This is a genomic window from Xenorhabdus siamensis, from assembly GCF_037996745.1.
Classification (GTDB): domain Bacteria; phylum Pseudomonadota; class Gammaproteobacteria; order Enterobacterales; family Enterobacteriaceae; genus Xenorhabdus; species Xenorhabdus indica.
This window is the reverse complement of sequence record NZ_JBBMXE010000004.1, coordinates 90494-111484: the sequence shown is the minus strand read 5'-3', so window position 1 is coordinate 111484 and position 20991 is coordinate 90494. Positions and strand designations below refer to the sequence as shown.

The window sequence follows — 20991 nt, the reverse complement described above, 5'->3', positions numbered from 1 at the left end:
AGATAAACACAAGGGTTATGATCTTAATGATGATGACCCTTTTTCTTTAAGACCAAATTTCAAGATAATAAAAAGTATCGACACGACAAGATATTAATATTAGAACGTAGGTATCTAAGCTGCCATCAGCCTTGGCATTCTTTACATTGTAATGATCATCTGTAAATAATTATTGAAATATAGAAAAGTAAAAAATCGGCATTTTATTAAAATGCCGGTTTGACAAAAAAACATTTCGTGCAAGTTTGTAGCATATTAATATACTATTGCCTTTATATAATGCCCTTCGAGTTTAATTTTTACGGTTTTTCCTCGAACAAAAGCATCGTGAACAACTTCAGCATGTCTTGCCTTTGATGCATCAACACTAACACATCCTATATCATTTGATTCTAATCCTACAAACCAATAAACATTTGTTCCCAAATGATCTAAAGAAATCAAATAATCCAATTTTCCTATATAATTCCCAGAAGTCATTATTTTTGTACAGTGGAAATTATCAGGCGAAACAACTCCTAGGTTTTCAGTTACTGCTTTCTCCGTAGCCATACTGGCCCCAGCAAGCAGAGATAAAAACAATCCTGCAAGAACATTCACTTTTTTATTTATCATAGCCCCCCCTTATTTATATAAGTCAATCTTTTCAGGCATCGACTAAATATTATCCACACGATATCTGAATGCGCCATATTAAAATAAGGATGACATTGATAAATTAGCTCATATAAAAGCCAGTCATAAAAACTAATTAGTAATCACCAAAGAAATGAAAATTATCATAATAAGGTTTTCTTTTATTTCAAAAACAAAAAATCTCGCAAATAGGTAATAATATCAATTTACTGATTGATGTATCATTCTCCTATTTAAGAGGATATTCAAATGGCAAATATTGACGTGGTTTATCCTTTCTGCCATGCAAGTAAAAAGCCCCGCGAATGCGGGGCTGTATTTAAAACACCTGTGTTATTTCACAACGTGAATAACTTTGGCATCAATCTCAATACTGTTCCAGTCTTTGTCCACTTCACCTTCGATATGAACTTTATCGGTCGGAGTGACCGTCTGACCTAGCCAGATTTTGTCATCAATGTCAACGTAAACAGAGCCACTGTTATCCCTGAATTCATAGAGTTCGTGGCCAACCTGTTTAACAATATTACCTTCCAGAACAACCCATGAGTCATCATGAAGGGACTTTGCTTTCGCAACGCTGGTCAGGCCGAAAGTCGGGCCTTTAAATCCTCCTTGAGAATAACCAGTGCTATCCGGGGAAACGAACCCCCCCTGCTGTGCTAAAGCATTAAAAGAAAAGATGCTGAAAATAATAACGCTCAGTGTTTTTTTCATGTGTTTCTCTTTGATTGTGTGTGCAAATAAAAAACCCCGCAATCAGCGAGGCTTAAGAAGTCAAAAAATCATCTGACATTACTGTTAACTTCGTCACAATAGCACGATTTTTGCATATACGTTAGTTATTTTTCAAGTAGTTTTTACTCGCTTTCTTTACTTAAACCAAAGTGTCGATAGGCATGATTGGTTGCAATACGGCCTCGTGGTGTGCGCTGAATGAATCCTTGCTGGATCAAGAAAGGCTCCAAAACATCCTCTATAGTTTCCCGCTCTTCACCAATTGCTGCCGCAAGGTTATCCAAGCCAACCGGCCCACCCATAAATTTATCAATAATGGCAACCAGTAGTTTACGGTCGAGGTAATCAAAGCCCGCTGAATCCACATTCAGCATATCAAGGGCCTTCGCAGCAATGTCACCGTTAACGGAACCATCACCTTTTACCTGAGCAAAATCACGCACCCGGCGCAGCAAGCGGTTTGTAATACGGGGCGTTCCACGGGAGCGCATCGCAATTTGTCTTGCTCCGTCATCTGAAATACTCAACCCTATATAACGGGCACTACGGGAAACGATGCTTTGTAAGTCATCCACATTATAAAATTCAAGGCGTTGTACAATACCAAACCGATCACGCAAGGGAGAAGTCAAAGATCCTGCACGGGTTGTTGCTCCGACTAAAGTAAACGGAGGTAGATCAATTTTGATTGAACGGGCGGCCGGACCTTCCCCAATCATGATATCCAGTTGATAATCTTCCATTGCCGGATAGAGAATTTCTTCTACAACCGGAGACAACCGATGGATTTCATCAATAAACAGAACATCATGAGGTTCAAGGTTTGTTAGCATGGCGGCGAGATCCCCTGCTTTTTCTAATACCGGCCCTGAAGTTGTGCGGAGATTTACCCCCATTTCGTTGGCAACAATATTTGCCAACGTAGTTTTACCTAATCCAGGCGGACCGAAAATCAGCAGATGATCCAGCGCGTCCCCCCGTTGCCGCGCAGCCTGAATAAAGATCTCCATCTGCTCACAAACATGAGGTTGACCAACATATTCAGACAGCAATTTGGGCCTGATAGCACGATCAATAGCTTCATCATCTTGCAGAATTTCTGCTGAGACCAGACGGTCAGCTTCAATCATCACTTAACTCCTGCAATTACAGAGCCGCACGAAGCGCTTCTCGGATGAGAGTTTCACAATCTGTACCCGGTTTAGCAACTTTGCTAACCATCCGGCTGGCTTCCTGCGGTTTATATCCCAATGAAACTAATGCTGCCGCTGCTTCCGCTTCAATATCAGCATCAGAATTAGCCACTTGAGTTGCCGCTGGCAAATTAATATCACTATTTTGGTTAAACAGATCGCCCTTAAGCCCTTTAAAGCGATCTTTCATTTCTACCACTAACCTTTCTGCTGTTTTTTTACCGACTCCCGGCAGCTTAACCAGAGAAGTAATGGCTTCCTGCTCAATAGCTGTCACGAATTGTTGGGCAGACATACCAGAAAGGATCGCTAGCGCCAGTTTCGGCCCGACGCCATTGACTTTAATCAGTTCGCGGAAAAGTGCACGCTCTTGCTTATCATTAAAACCATATAATAATTGAGCATCTTCACGCACAATAAATTGAGTAAATAAAATAGCTTCTTGGCCGATTTCAGGTAGTTCATAGAAACAGGTCATTGGCATATGGACTTCATAACCTACACCATTCGTTTCCAATAAAACCAATGGTGGCTGTTTTTCCAATACAATTCCTCTCAAACGCCCTATCACTACTTACCCCCTGAAAATAAAATAAATGATTCGACACAGCTTATAGCATAAAAGAAGCTGGACGTATATCCAGGCAAAGCTATTTCAGACGCCCGCGCGTCAAATTTAACCGTGGATCGCCTACACGGAGTAAATTTTGGCTCAAATGACAATGTGTAATTGCAATCGCTAAGGCATCTGCCGCATCAGCCTGTGGATTAGCCGATAGTTTCAGCATCGAACGTACCATATGCTGAACCTGGCTCTTATCTGCTGCACCAGTCCCAACAACCGTCTGTTTAACTTGACGCGCCGCATACTCAAATACAGGAATAGATTCATTAACCGCCGCCACAATCGCTACACCACGAGCCTGTCCCAGCTTCAAAGCGGAGTCTGCATTTTTTGCCATAAAAACTTGCTCTATTGCAAAAGCATCAGGTTGGAATTGGGTAATAATTTCGGTAATACCTGCATAGATCCGCTGCAAACGACTGGGAAGATCATCAACTTTTGTTCGAATGCAACCACTACCAAGATAAATAAGCTGTCGTCCCTGCTGGCGGATAACACCATACCCTGTCACTCTGGAACCAGGGTCAATACCAAGAATAACCGCCATATCTATTTATTCACCTGTAGTATGGAGTAAAAAAGTGGAATAAAAAAAGTGGAACAAAAAAGCATGGAATAAAACGTTAGAGAAAATGCCCTGACACGAGGTGCATTTTCTCTACGCTGTGAATCTTGATGTTGATTACAGCAGAGCTGCAACTTCATCAGAGATTTCACCATTATGGTAAACCTCTTGAACGTCGTCAGAATCTTCAAGCATATCAATCAGACGAAGCAATTTAGGCGCAGTTTCCGCATCCAGTTCTGCTTTGGTAGATGGGATCATAGAAACTTCAGCAGAATCCGCTTTGAAACCTGCTGCATCCAGCGCATCTTTAACATCACCAAAAGTCTCTGGTGTAGTGTAGACGTCGATCGCACCATCATCATAAGTTTCAACATCATCAGCACCTGCTTCCAAAGCCGCTTCCATTACAGCATCTTCATCCAGACCTGGTGCGTAAGAAATCACACCCTTTTTGGTGAACAGATAGGCAACAGAGCCATCAGTACCCAGGTTACCCCCCGTTTTGGTAAATGCGTGACGAACATCAGAAACTGTACGGTTGCGGTTATCGCTCAGGCACTCGACCATCACAGCAGTACCACCCGGTCCATAACCTTCATAAATGATAGTTTCCATATTATCTGACTCATCATTACCAACGCCACGGGCAATAGCGCGGTTTAACGTATCACGAGTCATGTTGTTGGACAGTGCCTTATCGATTGCAGCACGAAGACGTGGGTTAGAAGCAGGATCACCTCCGCCCAGACGTGCAGCGGTTACCAACTCGCGGATAATTTTAGTGAAAATTTTACCGCGTTTTGCATCCTGCGCAGCTTTACGATGTTTCGTATTGGCCCACTTACTATGACCTGCCATGAAAATATCTCCGATAAAACGTTTATTACCCTGCACATCCCAATCTGCTTGCTTTGTTCACTGCAAATTGAAATCCATCAGGCTTGATAGACTAAATAACAAATTCTTCAATTGCCTGCCGATTGCTCCATGACTTAGTCAACTTAGCCGCCTCTTTCGCTACCAGCCATTGATAAGTCAAGTGCTCCGTCAGCAAAATTTCACGCTCCTCAGGTAACGCCAGCAGAAACCAATGTTCTTTGTTTCGTATCACACCGGGAGCATATCGATAACGTAAATGTGAAAAAATCTCATAATAAAGACAGCGCTGACAATCTATCAGTTCAAAATCCGCCCTGGCAATATCAATACCAATCTCTTCCTGTACTTCACGCAATGCTGCCTGATAAGGCGTTTCGTCCTCTTCCAGGCTACCAGTAACAGATTGCCAGAAATCAGGATCGTCCCGCCTCTGTAACATTAGCACCCTTTTGCTGTCGGCAGCATAAATAACAACCAGTACAGATTCAGGGCGCTTATAATTCATTATTCGCTCTCTTTTTTAGTCACTGAAATGGCTAACTCTTCCAATGCCGCCGGATTGGCGTAGCTTGGTGCTTCAGTCATCAGACATGCTGCCGCTGTTGTTTTCGGGAATGCGATAACATCACGAATATTGTCAGTATCCGTCAACAACATAACGAGGCGATCCAGACCAAAAGCCAGCCCGGCATGAGGAGGAGTACCGTATTTCAGTGCATTCAGAAGGAAACCAAATTTTTCCTGCTGTTCTTCTTCGTTGATACCCAGAATACGGAATACCGCCTGCTGCATATCATTACGATGGATACGGACAGAGCCGCCACCCACTTCATAACCATTGATAACCATATCATAAGCATTGGCAATAGCAGATTCCGGTCTGTTTTCCAGATCTTCGGCTGACATATCACGTGGTGAAGTAAATGGATGGTGCATTGCAGCCAGCCCACCTTCCCCGTCGTCTTCAAACATGGGAAAGTCAACGACCCAAAGTGGTTTCCAGCTTGCCAGATCAGTCAGATTCAAATCACGGCCTAATTTCAGACGCAGTGCACCCATTGCATCAGTGACCATATTTTTCTGACCTGCACCGAAGAACAGGATATCGCCATCCCGCGCATTAGTGCGGGACAACAAACTCTCAACCACCTCTGTGGACAAAAACTTAGCAATCGGGCTTTGAACACCGTCCAGACCTGCTGCACGATTGTTGACTTTCATCCATGCCAACCCTTTCGCACCATAGATGCCAACAAACTTACCGTATTCGTCAATTTGCTTACGGCTCAGTTCAGCACCACCCGGTACACAAATTGTTACTACACGCCCTTTTGAATCATTTGCAGGTTCTGCGAAAACGGAAAATTCCACTCCTTTGACCAAATCAGCGACATCAACTAATTCCAGCGGGTTACGCAGATCCGGTTTATCAGAACCAAAGCGACGCATAGCTTCAGCAAACGTCATGATTGGGAACGTTCCTAAATCGACACCACGGACTTCCAGCCATAGCTCACGGATCATTCTTTCCATGATTTCACGAACCTGCTCAGAAGTCATAAATGAGGTTTCAACGTCAATCTGAGTAAATTCAGGCTGACGATCTGCACGCAGGTCTTCATCGCGGAAACATTTTACAATCTGATAATAACGGTCAAAACCGGACATCATCAGTAATTGTTTAAACAACTGTGGAGACTGAGGCAGTGCATAAAATTTGCCTTTATGAACACGGCTTGGTACTAGATAATCCCGCGCACCTTCCGGTGTTGCTTTAGTCAGCATTGGTGTTTCCACATCCAGAAAACCAGCATTATCCATAAAACGACGAACAAAACTGGTGATTTTTGCTCGGGTTTTTAAGCGTTGTGACATTTCAGGACGACGCAGATCAAGATAACGATATTTCAGGCGCTGTTCTTCACTGTTATTCTGATTGCTGTCCAGTGGCAATGGTTCTGAACGGTTGAAGATTTCAAGGCTTTCAGCGAAAACTTCAATTTCTCCTGTTGCCATATCCTTATTGATTTGGCTGTCAGGGCGGGCACGTACAGTCCCCGTAATTTGAATACAAAACTCATTACGCAGTTCAGAAGCCTGAGCAAATGCGTCTTTTTTATCCGGATCAAAGAATACCTGAACGATACCTTCGCGATCTCGCATATCAATAAAAATCAGGCCACCCAAATCACGACGACGGTTTACCCAACCACAAAGAGTCACTTTTTGGCCTTCATGGGCCCGGCTCAACTGCCCACAATAATTAGTACGCATACAATATCCTTTTACTCAGCTCGTTATGCATTCTGCTGCGGAAATTTTGGCATTGTTCTTTTAGGAAGAATTGTCAAAAAAGAGGTCATTATACTGGAAATTCTATCCAGAGATAAGGCTATAACACGGTTCCTGCCAAGACAATTTTTTCTATCGGATAAATCAGATAGAATTTATCATCAAGTATTATGATTTATAGCGACAGTTTTACTTTTGAGGTTTATCATCAGTTAGCCGTTTTTGGTTAGGCAACGGAGTTATAAATGATTAGCTCACTTTATATCGTATTGGGCGCATTACTGGTAATTAAACTGTCTTTTGATGTGATTAAGTTAAGAACACAGTATCGGGTTACATATGGTGATGGTGGTTTTTACGAATTACAGACAGCCATTCGTATTCATGGTAATGCTGTTGAATATATCCCTATTTCTCTACTTTTGTTATTAATAATGGAGATGAATGGCGCAGCAGTATGGATGCTGCATATCTGTGGCATACTATTACTTGCAGGCAGGTTATTACACTACTATGGCCTGCACCATCGTGAGCTCCGCTGGCGGCGAATGGGCATGGGGGCAACATTTATGTCAATGATAATAATGATCGTGGCTAATATATACTATTTGCCCTGGGAACAGATATTTTCTCCTTATTCGTAACCTATATTTAACTGATAAAGAAGCCAATTATTGATTCGAATTGGCATCTTTTTGGCTGCTTAAAAGAAGGTTCTGTTGGATTAGCACTTTCTGCCTTTTCTTGCATTCTGTTAGAATAGCCAATTCTTAATTGTTTCTAAAACCAATGTTGTTATGTCAAATCAAGATCCTCACAATCAACGGGATAGTCTGTTATCTACTCCAATCGCTAAATTAGGAGACTGGAGTTTCGACGAACGTGTTGCCGAAGTCTTTCCAGACATGGTGAAACGCTCCATTCCTGGTTACTCAAATATCATTTCTATGATTGGTATGCTGGCAAGCCGCTTTGTGACTCCAGACAGCCAGATCTACGATCTCGGTTGTTCTCTCGGTGCAGCAACCTTATCCATTCGCCGCAATATCAATTCTGATGGCTGCCGCATTATCGCTATTGATAATTCACCTGCCATGATCGAACGCTGTCGCCGTCATATCGACGCTTTCAAAGCAAAAACTCCCGTTGAGGTGATCGAACAGGATATTCTTGATACCGACATTCAAAACGCCTCAATGGTGGTATTAAATTTCACATTACAGTTCCTTCATCCAGAGGATCGCCAGAAAATATTAAACAAAATCTATGCCGGGCTGAAACCCGGTGGTGTTTTGGTACTGTCTGAAAAATTCAATTTTGAAGATCAGAACATGGGTGAGTTATTATTCAACATGCACCACGACTTCAAACGAGCCAATGGTTATAGCGAACTAGAAATCAGTCAAAAACGTAGTATGCTGGAAAATGTCATGCGGACAGATTCTATTGAAACCCACAAAACTCGCCTGAAAAAATCTGGTTTTCAGCATACAGAAGTGTGGTTTCAATGTTTCAATTTCGGCTCACTATTAGCTATAAAAGGAGCTGAATAATGATCGATTTCGGTAACTTTTATCAGCTAATTGCTAAAAACCATCTGAGCCATTGGCTAAATTACCTGCCCGCCCAACTAAGCGACTGGCAGCAAACATCATTGCATGGTCAGTTTGGTTCGTGGATAAAAATTCTGGAAAATTTGCCTGTTATCAAACCCACTCATGTTGATCTGAAAAATGGGGTTATTGCAACCCATGAACCCGATCTATCAGAAGGGGAAAAGACGCGTATCCACAATATCCTGAAACTTCTGATACCATGGCGCAAAGGGCCTTTTTCATTTTACGGCATTGAGATTAATACCGAATGGCGTTCTGACTGGAAATGGGATCGTGTTCTGCCTCATATTTCTTCTTTAGAAGGCAAAACTGTACTTGATGTCGGTTGTGGTAGCGGTTACCACATGTGGCGCATGGTAGGCGAAGGCGCTGCATTAGCGGTAGGTATCGATCCTACCCAACTTTTCCTTTGCCAATTTGAAGCAGTCAGAAAACTATTGGGCAATGACCAACGTGCGCATCTTCTTCCACTGGGTATTGAGCAATTACCTGAGCTGAAAGCTTTCGATACCGTATTCTCTATGGGAGTACTTTACCATCGTCGCTCTCCCCTTGATCATCTGTGGCAGCTAAAAAATCAACTGGTTTCTGGCGGTGAACTGGTACTGGAAAGTTTGGTGATCGAAGGTGATGAAAACCACTGCCTCATTCCGGGTGAGCGTTACGCGCAAATGCGAAATGTTTATTTTATTCCTTCAGCTAAGATGTTAAAAACATGGCTGGAAAAATGTGGTTTTGTTGATGTCAGAATCGTTGATCATGCAATTACAACAATCGATGAACAACGCCGGACAGCATGGATGAAAACAGAATCTTTGGCTGATTTCCTTGATCCATCAGATCAAAGTAAAACAATAGAAGGTTATCCAGCGCCACTGCGTGCTATTCTCATTGCCCGCAAGCCCTAATTCTGTAAAAGCGATAAACAACTTATTGACGTGTGAATTGCCCCGTTATGGCAGTTCACACCTTCAATACTCAGATGCTACTAGTTGTTCAGATACGACTAATTGTTTAGAGACTACTTTAGTAAAGCCAATCATAGCCAGACTAGCGATCGATCAAACTCATCACACCCTTCATGGATTCCACTAATTCAGGATCGACACTGTAATGAGAATATTCCCCCATTTCACTATTTTCGGAACTCATGCTCACCCCCGCCTTACGATAATTCATTTTAGAAGATACAATTTTGCCCGCTGAACTATGAACTTCCGTCACCCCAATCTCTAAAAACTTACTGATATTACTGGCCCGGACACCCGCTCCTGGCATAATGCTTGGCCCACGGCTCGCTTGCGACAACTCTTTTAACAAATGTAAACCCAGTTCAGCACTATTTTGCTGGCCAGATGTCAAGATACGCTTTACTCCAAGATCGGTAAGTCTTTCCAATGCGTTGAGAGGGTCACAACACATATCAAAGGCACGGTGAAAAGTGACAGCCATATTCCCTGCTAATGCCATTAGTTGCCTCATACGCAACATATCAACCTTTCCTTCTTCGTCCAAGACACCGAAGGAAACACCGGGAAACCCCATGTCACGAACAAGAGAAACATCATTTTTCATGGCCTCAAAATCAAGTTTATCGTAACAGAAATCTCCCCCTCTGGGCCGGACAATGGGATGAACAGGAATAGATAGACATTGTAACGACTGTTGTAATGCGCCTGCGCTGGGTGTTAAGCCCCCTTCTAACGGGCCTGCACTCAGTTCAATTCGATCAGCCCCTGCTTCTTGTGCAACCAGAGCACAACTTATGCTATAACAGCAAATTTCTAGCTTTAACATTAAAAGCCCCTTGAATATCAATCTACCAACACGTCATAAATATATCCGAAATATTTCATTACCGAACTTATTAACTATGACAACTATATTTTTAAAATGGCATGTCAGAAATCACAAGATCAGAGTTTTTTACTGAAATAACACAATAAAAAGTCACTTTTGCCAAGCGCTCCGCATTTCTGTCAATACTTCTTGATAGAAAGCGAATAATACTTGATCGAGATTACATTCTCATTTAAGGACAGTTTCATTTTAAATTATTTATCTTGGCAAAGGCCTACAACACATTCACCTCAACTACCTCGACGAAGAATCCACCGAAAGAGAGCTGAAAAACAAAAAGTAACCCTGCCAACACAGGCTGGCAGTAGCATGCAGGGTGTTGAATATGGTATAAAACCCGTTATTTTCTCATAACCCACACGCTTGAAAATGCTGCATTATAGAAATGTGTGATTTTCAGCGCGTAATTTAAGGTAACACTGTGAATATACAGGCTATTCTTTCAGAAAAAATCAGTAGTGCGCTGATTGAAGCTGGTGCTCCAACCGATAGTGAAGCTCACGTTCGTCAATCTGCAAAGGCACAATTTGGTGACTATCAGGCAAATGGGGTCATGGCGGCAGCTAAAAAAGTAGGTATGCCTCCCCGACAACTGGCAGAAAAAGTCGTCAATTTGCTGGATCTGCAAGGAATTGCCAGCAAAGTCGAAATCGCTGGCCCCGGTTTTATCAACATTTTTCTTGATAAAGAGTGGGTTGCCATAAATACAGAAAACGCGCTGAAAGCTGAAAAACTGGGCATTTCTCCTGTAGAACCACAAACTATCGTTATCGATTATTCTGCTCCTAATGTTGCTAAACAGATGCACATTGGTCATATCCGCTCAACTATCATTGGTGATGCTGCCGCACGTACTCTTGAATTCCTCGGCCATAAAGTTATTCGCGCCAACCATCTTGGTGATTGGGGAACCCAATTCGGGATGCTGATCGCTTATCTGGAAAAAGTGCAGAATGAAAATGCCAGCGATATGGCATTGGCTGATCTGGAAGAGTTCTACCGCGCCGCCAAGAAAAACTACGATGAAGATGAAGAATTTGCCGTTCGTGCCCGTAACTATGTAGTGAAACTGCAAGGCGGTGACGAATATTGTCGTAACATGTGGCGTAAGTTGGTTGAGATAACCATGTCACAAAATCAGGCAACCTATAATCGTCTGAATGTCACTCTGACAGAAAAAGATGTTATGGGGGAAAGCCTGTATAACAATATGCTGCCGGGGATCGTTACTGATCTGAAACAACGTGGCATTGCTGTTGAAAGTGATGGAGCGACTGTGGTTTACCTTGATGAATTCAAGAATAAAGAAGGTGAACCAATGGGGGTTATCATTCAAAAGAAAGATGGTGGTTATCTTTATACCACTACAGATATTGCCTGTGCCAAATACCGCCATGAAGTGCTGAATGCTGATCGGGTTCTCTACTATATTGATTCACGTCAGCATCAACATCTGATGCAAGCTTGGTCAATCGTACGTAAAGCTGGCTACATCCCTGACTCCATGTCACTGGAACACCATATGTTCGGTATGATGCTGGGTAAAGATGGAAAACCATTCAAAACCCGTGCAGGTGGTACAGTGAAATTGTCTGATTTACTGGATGAAGCCATTGAACGTGCGGGTGTGCTTATCCGTGAGAAAAACCCGGATATGCCGGAAGATGAACTGAAAAAAGTCGTCGAAGCAGTAGGCATTGGCGCAGTGAAATACGCCGATCTTTCCAAGAGTCGCACCACAGACTATGTATTTGACTGGGATAATATGCTGGCTTTTGATGGCAACACCGCGCCTTATATGCAGTATGCTTATACCCGCGTCTCTTCTATCTTCAAACGCGCTGAAATCGATGAAAGCAGCCTGATATTACCAGTCGTCCTGAACGAAGAGCGTGAACAAGTATTAGCTACCCGTCTGTTACAGTTTGAAGAAACTATCACTACTGTAGCCCGTGAAGGGACACCGCATGTGATGTGTGCTTATCTGTATGACCTGGCAGGCTTGTTCTCCGGTTTCTATGAACATTGCCCGATCCTGAACGCTGAAAGTGAAGAATTGCGTCAAAGCCGCCTGAAATTGGCGCTGTTGACAGCGAAGACCTTAAAACAAGGTCTTGATACTTTAGGTATCCAGACCGTAGACGGATGTAATCGCACTTTATAAAAACGGGCGTAAAATGATTTTTACGCCCGTTTTTTATCAATATCAGATAAATGTCAAATAATCACTGCAATCCTCGATGGGCAAAATCCTTTAATCGGAACCCCATCAAAGCTAATGCTGCAAAATAGCTACCAGCACCAGCAATGACAACGCCCATCAATCGTAGCAGACGCAATGCCATATTTCCTTGCTCCCAGGCAGGCATAATCCACAACATTGCCAGTAATACCCCCATCATCACTACAATCGCCATTAACAACTTAAGCAAAAATACTCCCCATCCTGCTAATGGTTTAAATATTTCACGTTTACGCAATTGCCAGTAGAGCATAGCTGCATTAAAACAAGCTGCTAAACCAATGGAAAGTGCTAACCCCGCATGTTTTAGGGGGCCGATAAAGGCAAGGTTCATTAACTGAGTCAGAACCAAAGTAGCAATCGCAATTTTGACCGGCGTTTTAATATCCTGACGAGAATAAAAACCAGGGGCCAAAACTTTAACCACAATCAATCCCATTAATCCGAAGCAATAGGCAATCAATGCCCGTTGCGTCATTTCTGCATCAAACGCGGAAAAATTACCATACTGGAAAAGTGAAACTGTCAAGGGTTCTGCCAGAATGCCCAACGCTACCGCGCAAGGGAGTGCTAAAAGAAAACAGAGACGTAATCCCCAGTCCATTAATTTACGATATTCTTCATGGTTTCCACTGGAAAAACTTTTCGCCAGAGAAGGCAGCAAAATCGTTCCCAATGCCACTCCTAATACGCCAGAAGGTAATTCCATTAAACGATCAGCGTAATACATCCATGAAACAGAGCCTGAAACCAGAAACGAGGCAAAAATCGTATTGATGATCAGAGAAATCTGGCTGACTGATACCCCCAGAATGGCAGGCCCCATCTGACGGATAACTCGCCATACGCCACTGTCGCGGAAAGAAACTCGCGGCAATACTAACATGCCTATTTTTTTCAGATGAGGAAGTTGGTATGCCAGTTGCAAAATGCCACCAGCAACAACGGCCCATCCCAAAGCCATTACTGGAGGATCACAATAAGGTGCCACAAACAGTGAAAAGACGATCATGCTGATATTCAGCAGTGTTGGAGCAAAAGCGGGAACAGAAAAACGATTCCAGGTATTGAGGATTGCCCCTGCCAAAGATGCTAAAGAAATTAAAAAGATATACGGAAATGTGATTCTGAGTAAATCACGAGTTAAAATAAATTTGTCTGGTGTATCGGTAAAACCCGGCGCAGTAACATAAATCACCCAAGGTGCTGCGATCATACCAATCACTGTGACAATCGCCAGAATCAACGTCAACATACCTGAAACATAGGCAATAAATGTCCGTGTTGCTTCATCCCCTTGCTGATTTTTGTATTCAGCAAGAATGGGAACAAAAGCCTGCGAAAAAGCCCCTTCAGCAAAAATGCGGCGTAACAGATTAGGCAATTTAAAAGCAACAAAAAAGGCGTCTGTTGCCACTCCTGCGCCAAATATACGGGCAATAATGGCATCACGAATGAAGCCTAGCACGCGTGAAAACATCGTCATTGAACTGACTGCTGCCAGTGATTTTAATAAGTTCATGATATTATTTTAAAAGTGTATTTTTATGACATGAGAATGAAAGCGTAAAGTCATTCCACCAGACATGCTCAACATGACAAAGCACAACGACCTATGACAAAGAATATGATCTGATGAGATAGCACTGATAGGCAAAGTTTAACAAACAAAAACTCTGTCTACATTGGCTATCTCTTTTTTATTAATTATTTTTAATCCTGCAAACTCAGCAAATAATCTGTCACCTTTTTCACCAGTTATCATTAGTTAATGCCGTCAAAACATGATCTTGCCAGGTTCCATCTATCATGAGGTATTTCCTGGCATATCCCTCCCGCTCAAAATTTAGCTTTTTAAGCAAGTTTCCACTTCTATGATTATGTGGCATATAGTTGGCCATAATTCGGTGCATTTTCTGATGACCCTGCATATAGCGGATAGCAGGTTGTAACGCTTCATACATTAACCCCTGCCCTTGTCGTTTTTCCGCCAAAGAGTAGCCAAGATAACAAGAATGGAATGCACCACGTACAACATTGGTGAAATTTGCTACTCCGATAATTTCGCATTCATCAGGGTCTAATAACACAAAATTGAAAGTCGTATTTTGCCGTTGCAATTCTGCAATATAACTCAGTCTGTTTGTCCAACCTGAAGGCCGATAAAAACTGCTATCTCTTGTTGGCTCCCACGGTTTAAGAAAATCTTTATTTTCTGAATAATATTCAGCCAAACGATAAGCATCACGCTCATATACCAGACGAACAACCATCCTGTCTGTAATCAAACGAACTTTAGGCGATGTAGACCGATAACCAAACATGCCTTCTCCTGATATTTATTTTGCAAAAACTCTGAATAATTTATCGCTAATAAAAAATAATATCATTGTCTCACGATAAAAAAATATCATCTATAAACCCTCTATCCTAAAGATAAAATTACGTCCAGAATGATAGAAATTTCATTCTTTACTCCCTCATATCTCAATGGTGCGAAATGTCATCGGTTTCACAAGCCCGTAGTTTAGGAAAATATTTTCTGTTATTTGATAATTTACTGGTCGTTTTAGGATTTTTCGTTGTTTTTCCATTAATTTCTATTCGTTTTGTTGAACAATTAGGTTGGGCGGCTGTCATTGTTGGTTTCGCATTGGGGCTTCGCCAACTCATTCAGCAAGGATTAGGGATCTTTGGTGGCGCTATTGCTGATAAGTTTGGTGCCAAACCGATGATTGTCACTGGTATGTTATTGCGTGCATCAGGCTTTGCCTTGATGGCAATGGCTTCTGAACCGTGGATACTAATACTTTCCTGCGCATTGTCTGCTCTGGGTGGCACACTGTTCGATCCCCCCAGAGCTGCACTGGTGATAAAACTGACCCGCCCTCATGAGCGTGGGCGTTTCTATTCACTACTGTTGATGCAAGACAGCGCTGGAGCTGTGATTGGTGCACTAATAGGAAGTTGGTTACTACAATACAATTTCAATATCGTGTGCTGGATCGGAGCTGGAATTTTTGTTTTAGCAGCAATAGCGAATGCCTGGCTATTGCCGGCATATCGTATTTCGACAATTCGTTCTCCTATCAAAGAAGGCATGATAAGGGTCATTAAAGATCGACGATTCTTTTATTATGTACTGACCCTAACGGGATATTTTATTTTGTCAGTACAAGTCATGTTGATGTTCCCGATTGTTATCCATGAAATTTCTGGTAGCCATACAGCCGTTAAATGGATGTATGCCATTGAAGCCGCCATTTCCCTAACATTGCTTTATCCTATCGCACGCTGGAGCGAAAAATATTTCCGGCTGGAACAACGCCTGATAATGGGTTTATTTTTAATGAGTTTCTGCATGTTTCCAATCGGTTGGATCGACCAATTACATCTTCTGTTTGCTCTGATTGCCTTGTTTTATTTAGGCACAGTAACAGCAGAGCCTGCCCGTGAAATACTTAGCGCTGGGCTGGCAGATCCCAGAGCACGCGGCAGCTATATGGGATTCAGCCGCTTAGGACTGGCTCTGGGTGGCGTATTCGGTTACACCGGTGGTGGCTGGCTTTATGATACAGGCCATGCTTTGAACATGCCTCAATTACCCTGGATCTTTTTAGGATTGATCGGTTTACTCACCATTTATGCTCTCCATCGCCAATTTAATCAGAAAAAAATTGAGCCAGTCACCATGAGTAGACATTAATGATGTAAGTAATGGTGTAAAATCTGCCCATTGAAAATAAAGGAGACAATATGAAAAAATTTTTATTAGGGGCAGCATTAGTGCTGGTTGGTTTACTCAGTGGCTGTGATCAATTTAGGGATATCAGTATTAATGAAGGTCTGCTCAATGATTATCTTTTAAAAAAAGTACATTACCAGAAAGAAATCAGTATTTCTGGAATATCAAGCGCCAATATTAGTTTGGGAAATTTAACCAGCCAGATAGGCCGTCAGGATCCGGAAAAAATTGAACTAACCAGTCAGGCAAAAGTTGAAATTGCAACAATATTTGGGTCTATACAAGCTGATATGAAATTAACTCTCAGAGCGAAACCCGTATTTGATGCAGAAAAAGGAGCTATTTTTGTTAAGGAACTGGAAATCGTCGACTATCAGACAACACCTGAAAAAGCAGCGAAACCTATCAAAGCACTGATGCCTTATCTGAATAGTTCGTTAAGTGAATTTTTTAATACTCATCCGGTTTATGTTTTGAATCCACAAAAAAGTAAGGCGGAAGCTGCTGCTACAAAATTTGCCAAAGGACTGGAAATTAAACCGGGTAAACTGGTTATCGGACTAACTGATAAATAATTTTAATTGTCGTTGAAATAATAAGGGGTAAATTATAAATAATTTACCCCTTATTTCAGCGATAATTCACTCAATTACCACCTCAAATGGAATCAACAAAGTGACAACATCACTCAGACTCTAACTCTTCACGTAATGCCTGTAATGCCTCACGGCTCATGATAGCCAGAGTTCGATAAAAACCACTGATAGCATGTGCTTCAACTTTTCCAAGAAATTGCCCGCACCACGGCAAGAGATATTCATCAAATAATGTTATCTGAGCCTGAACTTCATCTTCTGCCGCCTGATCTTCTAACCATGATGCTGCCAGCAATAAAGAACCAAACTGATCTGCCGCAGTATCCGATAATGGCATTCCCCGTGCTATCAGGAATTGACGCACTTCATTTTCTGTTCCGTCAGTATAGTCAGATCGACAAATCGCAACCTTAGCTGACTTTCCTACAAACAAAGCCTGATAGTCAGACTCTATTACGGACAATTCGCAATTTTGTTGTAAACGATCTAACAGCTCATTCTGTTCTAAAGGCCATGCTTGTTTTAACTTTCCTTCAGTAACCATGGTCATCAAAGGTTGTAACAACGGATCCTGTGGTGCTCGATTAAACAGCGTACCTAGTATGCGGCAAATAATAGAAAACTCGTTCATGACTTAATTTAATCCCAACAACTTAAAATAAAACGATAACTTGAAAGATAATGGGGATATTGTCCCTAATCCTCAGCCATGCTGTAAAGCTGCTTATTAATAACCAAGTGACATATCAACAAGACCTGTTGGTGTTTTCCCTTGTTCTATTCGTTGGATATTTTCACTAATGATATCCATCGCCAGTTCAGGAATAGTCGTTGCGGCAATATGCGGCGTAATATTGATACGAGGATGAGTCCAGAATGGGTGCATATTTGATAACGGCTCTTCTGCAAACACATCAAGCGTTGCACCTGCGATATATCCTTTATCAATGGCAGTCAGAAGATCTTGCTCAACAAGGTGAGAACCTCTTGCAATATTAATAATATACGCTGCTTTTTTTAACTGGCTGAATGACGATAGGTTTAAAATTCCACGGGTTTCAGGTGTATTAGGAAGAAGGTTAATCAACACCTTACAGTCAGAAAGAAATTCACCTAATTGTTCTTTTCCATAAAAACTTTCAACATTATCAAATTCTTTTGCTGTCTTACTCCAACAACGTACAGTAAAATCAAACTCCACTAACTTTCCGATCACACTACGCCCCAATACTCCTGCGCCTAATACCCCAATAACGAAATCTTTCCGATCGTGAGGAAGTAATGGCTGCCAAATGCGCTGCTCCTGATACCGTTTATACTCATCCATTCGGCGGAAATAGTACAAAACTGAACTAATGGCATATTCCTGCATCTGACGACTCATACCAGTATCTTCGAGACGAATCAATGGAACCTTAGCGGGTAACATGCCGGGATTGTCTAACTCTTGCTGGAGAATGGAATCAACACCAGCACCTAACGCAAATATTCCTTTGAGATTTTTACGATTCGCTAACATTTCATAAGGAGGGTGCCAAACAAGCGCATAATCAGCCGGAGCATGATCTCCACTGACCCAGTTTCTCACTTTGGCATTAGGCAAGCGTTTTTCTATTCCTTGGATCCACTCATCGGCATTAAATGAAGGGCTAAAAAAAATGATGTTCATATAATTTCATTCCTTTATTGTTTTTTTGATAGATTTAACCGATTGCTGAAAGGTTAAATAAAAAGAAAAAATACCCCAATTTCATGCCAATTTTCCATAATTATTCACTATCGCATTGAATTTCCTGAATTGATATTTTTGCTTATTTTCGAGTACGTAAGGTTATTTTTAAATTAACAGCACCCCTGATAGCTCCCAAAACTTAAGGAGCCCAGACAGGAGAACTTCAATTATGGCCTACTATAGTAGGGAATGGACACAGAAATCTTGACTTTAATTTCAGATTGTAACTAATTGAATTGTTTTTTTTTTATTTTAGTTGAAGCTGGCAATCGTTCCGTTATATTTCGAATATCTGGTTTCGACAGAGAATACTTCCTATAGGTGCTCTGGCAAATACGAGTATTCAAAATATTTCATCATTGGAGACATGGTTACCTCATTCAGTTGCATTGTGTTTTAACGTAATCCTGCAAATATCTTAATTTTTCCCGGTCGCTGATAATTCCGGCTCGGATATCGATAGCAGTTGATCCAGTTTCTCCAGTGAGTTCGATGGTGGTTGCATCGCCCACGCCGCGGGAGGCAGTGGTTTCAGACACGGGGGGACAGGTGGCCTTGATACGCAACTTGCGACGACCAGCGGCAATATCAGTCCGAAGAGTGTCAATTTCAGTCTTGGCATTGGCGAGTTCCTGTGTGTATTGATTATCCAGTTTGGCAAAGTGCTTTATTCGCTCTTGCTGCTTATTTATCGCAATGACCTGCGCATCATACTGTCGCTTTAACCTGGCGTATTCCTTGGCCTTGTCCTGATACTCACTGTAATAGAACGCCAGTAGACCAGAGACAATCACCAGAGCACTAAGGGTGAGATATTGGCTATTGAGTTTCATGATAAAAACATCTGACGTTCAGATGCCCTGCGATTATTCAACCCCCGTAATACCTTACCCGCGGCTTTATTCCATCTCAGGAATTCATCTGCTGCGCTTTTGTAGTCACTGGCATTAAGCTTCTTAAGCAAGGTGGAACGAACAAAGTTACCGACGCCACAATTGAACGTGAACGAACACAACGCATCAAATTGACCTTGAGTCAGTGGCACCTTAACAGACGATTCAATGGTGATGTAAATAGGTTCGAGGTCATCATGTAAGAATGCTTCAGCCTGTTGTTCGGTTATCTTTTGTCCTGGTTTGACGCCTTTTGTGTGCCCGTAACCAATTGTCCACGGAAAGCCACCTGTTGCCGGGTCAGGGTAGGCTTTTAGTTTCAGACCTTCCCATTGTTGAATAAAGCGTAATCCGTTCTCGCTGATTTTCATCAGATTTTTCCCCGTTGTTATTCACACTCTGCCATTAGCCTGAGAAATCGGTAACTTTTGTAAAAATTGAAATGATTATTCATCCATTTGTATTGAGGTTGACGAACAAGTTTTAGAAGGAACTGATCATCACGCCAATGGTTTCTGAGTTTAGGCAGTGTCCACCAGCAATTAACCTGATATAACATTACAATCAGGGGAAGCACATTCACACCACATATTCCCTTAATCATCTGTGGCCAACTGTCAGTCTGTTCCAGAAATACCTTAGGGCGATATTCCCATTACACCGCATATATCCCTAATCAATTCCAACGGGCATTACTGGTTTTTATATCAATAGCGAGGGATGAAATTAATAAGATGCGTGACCATAAGTTAGCTGATAGTCAGAAATTACTGCGAATCGTTCATGTGAATGATCTTGCCGCATATATTGATAAGCAAAGAGAGCAGGCCGCTAAAAAACTACCGAGTGCTGTTATCGTAGCCCCCAATAGCACCAAAATCATAATAAATTGATTTATAATAAAAAATTTAGTTACTGCAAGATTGCAAGTAGCTATAAATGAGTGGGATACGAAAAAGTGTTTACCAGGCAATCAAATTGTTTTTTATTTGTCTAATCAGTCAAAAAGCCTGAAAAAATCGTGACAAGTCTGTTGACGCCTGCACTGCTTTTCCCTATAGTAGCGCCCCGTTGCAGCGACGAACACAGAAAGAATTCCTGTAACAACAAAATATGGTGAGGTGTCCGAGTGGTTGAAGGAGCACGCCTGGAAAGTGTGTATACGTGAAAACGTATCGAGGGTTCGAATCCCTCCCTCACCGCCATATTTTGAAAAACTAAAAACACGGTGAGGTGTCCGAGTGGTTGAAGGAGCACGCCTGGAAAGTGTGTATACGCGAAAGTGTATCGAGGGTTCGAATCCCTCCCTCACCGCCACTTCTTTAAGAAAGCCTGATTATTCTCACTAAGCCAATTTAGTCATTTTCTTCTGAACC

22 protein-coding genes and 2 tRNA genes are annotated in these 20991 nt (G+C 42.0%); 9 read left to right on the top strand and 15 right to left on the bottom strand.

The window, feature by feature from the left end; all coding sequences use genetic code 11:
- Positions 1-255: 255 nt before the first annotated feature.
- The 8 genes from AAC852_RS03680 to aspS all read right to left on the bottom strand — a co-directional run bounded on the left by AAC852_RS03680 (position 256) and on the right by aspS (position 6913).
- The gene (locus AAC852_RS03680; protein WP_340619864.1) at positions 256-615 is read right to left on the bottom strand and encodes a hypothetical protein; all 360 of its coding nucleotides are present in this window, start codon (positions 613-615) and stop codon (positions 256-258) included.
- A gap of 354 nt (positions 616-969) precedes the next feature.
- Positions 970-1353 carry a YgiW/YdeI family stress tolerance OB fold protein gene (locus AAC852_RS03675; RefSeq protein ID WP_340619863.1) on the bottom strand — a complete coding sequence of 128 codons (384 nt, stop codon included), beginning with the start codon at positions 1351-1353 and terminating at the stop codon, positions 970-972.
- A gap of 143 nt (positions 1354-1496) precedes the next feature.
- Positions 1497-2504: a Holliday junction branch migration DNA helicase RuvB gene (ruvB, locus tag AAC852_RS03670; protein ID WP_340619862.1), complete on the bottom strand. Its 1008-nt coding sequence runs from the start codon at positions 2502-2504 to the stop codon at positions 1497-1499.
- 16 nt (positions 2505-2520) lie between these two features.
- A complete protein-coding gene (gene ruvA, locus AAC852_RS03665) occupies positions 2521-3138 on the bottom strand; it encodes a Holliday junction branch migration protein RuvA (protein ID WP_340619861.1) in 618 nt (205 codons plus the stop codon).
- A 79-nt stretch (positions 3139-3217) separates the two neighbouring features.
- Positions 3218-3739, bottom strand: a complete 522-nt coding sequence (gene ruvC / locus AAC852_RS03660) for a crossover junction endodeoxyribonuclease RuvC (RefSeq protein WP_047682175.1) — start codon at positions 3737-3739, stop codon at positions 3218-3220.
- Between the two features lie 135 nt (positions 3740-3874).
- A complete protein-coding gene (locus tag AAC852_RS03655; RefSeq protein WP_038269405.1) occupies positions 3875-4618 on the bottom strand; it encodes a YebC/PmpR family DNA-binding transcriptional regulator in 744 nt (247 codons plus the stop codon).
- Between the two features lie 91 nt (positions 4619-4709).
- Entirely contained in the window at positions 4710-5144 is a 435-nt protein-coding gene (nudB, locus tag AAC852_RS03650; protein ID WP_340619860.1) for a dihydroneopterin triphosphate diphosphatase, read from the bottom strand.
- Entirely contained in the window at positions 5144-6913 is a 1770-nt protein-coding gene (gene aspS, locus AAC852_RS03645) for an aspartate--tRNA ligase (protein WP_340619859.1), read from the bottom strand. The genes nudB and aspS overlap by 1 nt, the downstream gene beginning before the upstream one ends.
- Before the next feature lie 263 nt (positions 6914-7176).
- Here aspS and AAC852_RS03640 point away from each other — a divergent pair, with 263 nt between their 5' ends.
- From AAC852_RS03640 to cmoB, 3 genes are all read left to right on the top strand, one after another.
- On the top strand, positions 7177-7575 hold the full coding sequence (locus tag AAC852_RS03640) for an MAPEG family protein (RefSeq protein WP_340619858.1): 399 nt from the start codon (positions 7177-7179) through the stop codon (positions 7573-7575).
- Between the two features lie 153 nt (positions 7576-7728).
- The gene (gene cmoA, locus AAC852_RS03635) at positions 7729-8484 is read left to right on the top strand and encodes a carboxy-S-adenosyl-L-methionine synthase CmoA (protein ID WP_340619857.1); all 756 of its coding nucleotides are present in this window, start codon (positions 7729-7731) and stop codon (positions 8482-8484) included.
- Entirely contained in the window at positions 8484-9455 is a 972-nt protein-coding gene (cmoB, locus tag AAC852_RS03630; RefSeq protein WP_340619856.1) for a tRNA 5-methoxyuridine(34)/uridine 5-oxyacetic acid(34) synthase CmoB, read from the top strand. The genes cmoA and cmoB overlap by 1 nt, the downstream gene beginning before the upstream one ends.
- Positions 9456-9597: 142 nt before the next feature.
- Here cmoB and cutC read toward each other — a convergent pair whose 3' ends face one another.
- Positions 9598-10344 (bottom strand): copper homeostasis protein CutC, encoded by a 747-nt coding sequence (gene cutC, locus AAC852_RS03625; protein WP_340619855.1) that lies wholly within the window; start codon positions 10342-10344, stop codon positions 9598-9600.
- Between the two features lie 484 nt (positions 10345-10828).
- On the opposite strand from cutC, the gene argS reads away from it, so the two are divergent.
- Entirely contained in the window at positions 10829-12571 is a 1743-nt protein-coding gene (gene argS / locus AAC852_RS03620; RefSeq protein ID WP_340619854.1) for an arginine--tRNA ligase, read from the top strand.
- Between the two features lie 61 nt (positions 12572-12632).
- On the opposite strand, the gene murJ is transcribed toward argS, so the two are convergent.
- Complete coding sequence (gene murJ, locus AAC852_RS03615; RefSeq protein ID WP_340619852.1) at positions 12633-14171, bottom strand: murein biosynthesis integral membrane protein MurJ; 1539 nt, start codon at positions 14169-14171, stop codon at positions 12633-12635.
- 229 nt (positions 14172-14400) lie between these two features.
- Entirely contained in the window at positions 14401-14973 is a 573-nt protein-coding gene (rimJ, locus tag AAC852_RS03610; protein WP_340619851.1) for a ribosomal protein S5-alanine N-acetyltransferase, read from the bottom strand.
- 176 nt (positions 14974-15149) lie between these two features.
- Between rimJ and mdtH the strand changes: the two genes are divergently transcribed.
- Together mdtH and AAC852_RS03600 are read left to right on the top strand one after the other, a co-directional pair.
- Positions 15150-16355: a multidrug efflux MFS transporter MdtH gene (gene mdtH / locus AAC852_RS03605; RefSeq protein WP_340619850.1), complete on the top strand. Its 1206-nt coding sequence runs from the start codon at positions 15150-15152 to the stop codon at positions 16353-16355.
- A 50-nt stretch (positions 16356-16405) separates the two neighbouring features.
- The gene (locus AAC852_RS03600; protein ID WP_340619849.1) at positions 16406-16969 is read left to right on the top strand and encodes a lipoprotein; all 564 of its coding nucleotides are present in this window, start codon (positions 16406-16408) and stop codon (positions 16967-16969) included.
- A gap of 109 nt (positions 16970-17078) precedes the next feature.
- On the opposite strand, the gene AAC852_RS03595 is transcribed toward AAC852_RS03600, so the two are convergent.
- The 4 genes from AAC852_RS03595 to AAC852_RS03580 form a co-directional block, all read right to left on the bottom strand.
- Positions 17079-17621, bottom strand: a complete 543-nt coding sequence (locus AAC852_RS03595; protein WP_340619848.1) for a TorD/DmsD family molecular chaperone — start codon at positions 17619-17621, stop codon at positions 17079-17081.
- Between the two features lie 96 nt (positions 17622-17717).
- Positions 17718-18659 carry a glyoxylate/hydroxypyruvate reductase GhrA gene (gene ghrA / locus AAC852_RS03590; protein ID WP_340619847.1) on the bottom strand — a complete coding sequence of 314 codons (942 nt, stop codon included), beginning with the start codon at positions 18657-18659 and terminating at the stop codon, positions 17718-17720.
- Between the two features lie 443 nt (positions 18660-19102).
- Positions 19103-19555, bottom strand: coding sequence for a lysis protein (locus AAC852_RS03585; protein WP_340619846.1), 453 nt, complete (start codon positions 19553-19555; stop codon positions 19103-19105).
- Positions 19552-19986 carry a lysozyme gene (locus tag AAC852_RS03580; RefSeq protein WP_340619845.1) on the bottom strand — a complete coding sequence of 145 codons (435 nt, stop codon included), beginning with the start codon at positions 19984-19986 and terminating at the stop codon, positions 19552-19554. The genes AAC852_RS03585 and AAC852_RS03580 overlap by 4 nt, the downstream gene beginning before the upstream one ends.
- A 363-nt stretch (positions 19987-20349) precedes the next feature.
- On the opposite strand from AAC852_RS03580, the gene AAC852_RS03575 reads away from it, so the two are divergent.
- The 3 genes from AAC852_RS03575 to AAC852_RS03565 all read left to right on the top strand — a co-directional run bounded on the left by AAC852_RS03575 (position 20350) and on the right by AAC852_RS03565 (position 20932).
- Positions 20350-20508 (top strand): pyocin activator PrtN family protein, encoded by a 159-nt coding sequence (locus AAC852_RS03575; protein WP_340619844.1) that lies wholly within the window; start codon positions 20350-20352, stop codon positions 20506-20508.
- Between the two features lie 222 nt (positions 20509-20730).
- Positions 20731-20820: transfer RNA gene (locus AAC852_RS03570), tRNA-Ser, on the top strand.
- 22 nt (positions 20821-20842) lie between these two features.
- Positions 20843-20932 (top strand) — tRNA-Ser (locus tag AAC852_RS03565).
- The last annotated feature ends 59 nt before the right edge of the window (positions 20933-20991 follow it).

Bases quoted from the DNA above. Each gene is read 5' to 3' on its own strand.
- AAC852_RS03680 (WP_340619864.1), bottom strand. From the start codon at position 615: ATGATAAATAAAAAAGTGAATGTTCTTGCAGGATTGTTTTTATCTCTG.
- AAC852_RS03675 (WP_340619863.1), bottom strand. From the start codon at position 1,353: ATGAAAAAAACACTGAGCGTTATTATTTTCAGCATCTTTTCTTTTAAT.
- ruvB (WP_340619862.1), bottom strand. From the start codon at position 2,504: ATGATTGAAGCTGACCGTCTGGTCTCAGCAGAAATTCTGCAAGATGAT.
- ruvC (WP_047682175.1), bottom strand. From the start codon at position 3,739: ATGGCGGTTATTCTTGGTATTGACCCTGGTTCCAGAGTGACAGGGTAT.
- AAC852_RS03655 (WP_038269405.1), bottom strand. From the start codon at position 4,618: ATGGCAGGTCATAGTAAGTGGGCCAATACGAAACATCGTAAAGCTGCG.
- nudB (WP_340619860.1), bottom strand. From the start codon at position 5,144: ATGAATTATAAGCGCCCTGAATCTGTACTGGTTGTTATTTATGCTGCC.
- aspS (WP_340619859.1), bottom strand. From the start codon at position 6,913: ATGCGTACTAATTATTGTGGGCAGTTGAGCCGGGCCCATGAAGGCCAA.
- AAC852_RS03640 (WP_340619858.1), top strand. From the start codon at position 7,177: ATGATTAGCTCACTTTATATCGTATTGGGCGCATTACTGGTAATTAAA.
- cmoA (WP_340619857.1), top strand. From the start codon at position 7,729: ATGTCAAATCAAGATCCTCACAATCAACGGGATAGTCTGTTATCTACT.
- cmoB (WP_340619856.1), top strand. From the start codon at position 8,484: ATGATCGATTTCGGTAACTTTTATCAGCTAATTGCTAAAAACCATCTG.
- cutC (WP_340619855.1), bottom strand. From the start codon at position 10,344: ATGTTAAAGCTAGAAATTTGCTGTTATAGCATAAGTTGTGCTCTGGTT.
- murJ (WP_340619852.1), bottom strand. From the start codon at position 14,171: ATGAACTTATTAAAATCACTGGCAGCAGTCAGTTCAATGACGATGTTT.
- rimJ (WP_340619851.1), bottom strand. From the start codon at position 14,973: ATGTTTGGTTATCGGTCTACATCGCCTAAAGTTCGTTTGATTACAGAC.
- mdtH (WP_340619850.1), top strand. From the start codon at position 15,150: ATGTCATCGGTTTCACAAGCCCGTAGTTTAGGAAAATATTTTCTGTTA.
- AAC852_RS03600 (WP_340619849.1), top strand. From the start codon at position 16,406: ATGAAAAAATTTTTATTAGGGGCAGCATTAGTGCTGGTTGGTTTACTC.
- AAC852_RS03595 (WP_340619848.1), bottom strand. From the start codon at position 17,621: ATGAACGAGTTTTCTATTATTTGCCGCATACTAGGTACGCTGTTTAAT.
- ghrA (WP_340619847.1), bottom strand. From the start codon at position 18,659: ATGAACATCATTTTTTTTAGCCCTTCATTTAATGCCGATGAGTGGATC.
- AAC852_RS03585 (WP_340619846.1), bottom strand. From the start codon at position 19,555: ATGAAACTCAATAGCCAATATCTCACCCTTAGTGCTCTGGTGATTGTC.
- AAC852_RS03580 (WP_340619845.1), bottom strand. From the start codon at position 19,986: ATGAAAATCAGCGAGAACGGATTACGCTTTATTCAACAATGGGAAGGT.
- AAC852_RS03575 (WP_340619844.1), top strand. From the start codon at position 20,350: ATGCGTGACCATAAGTTAGCTGATAGTCAGAAATTACTGCGAATCGTT.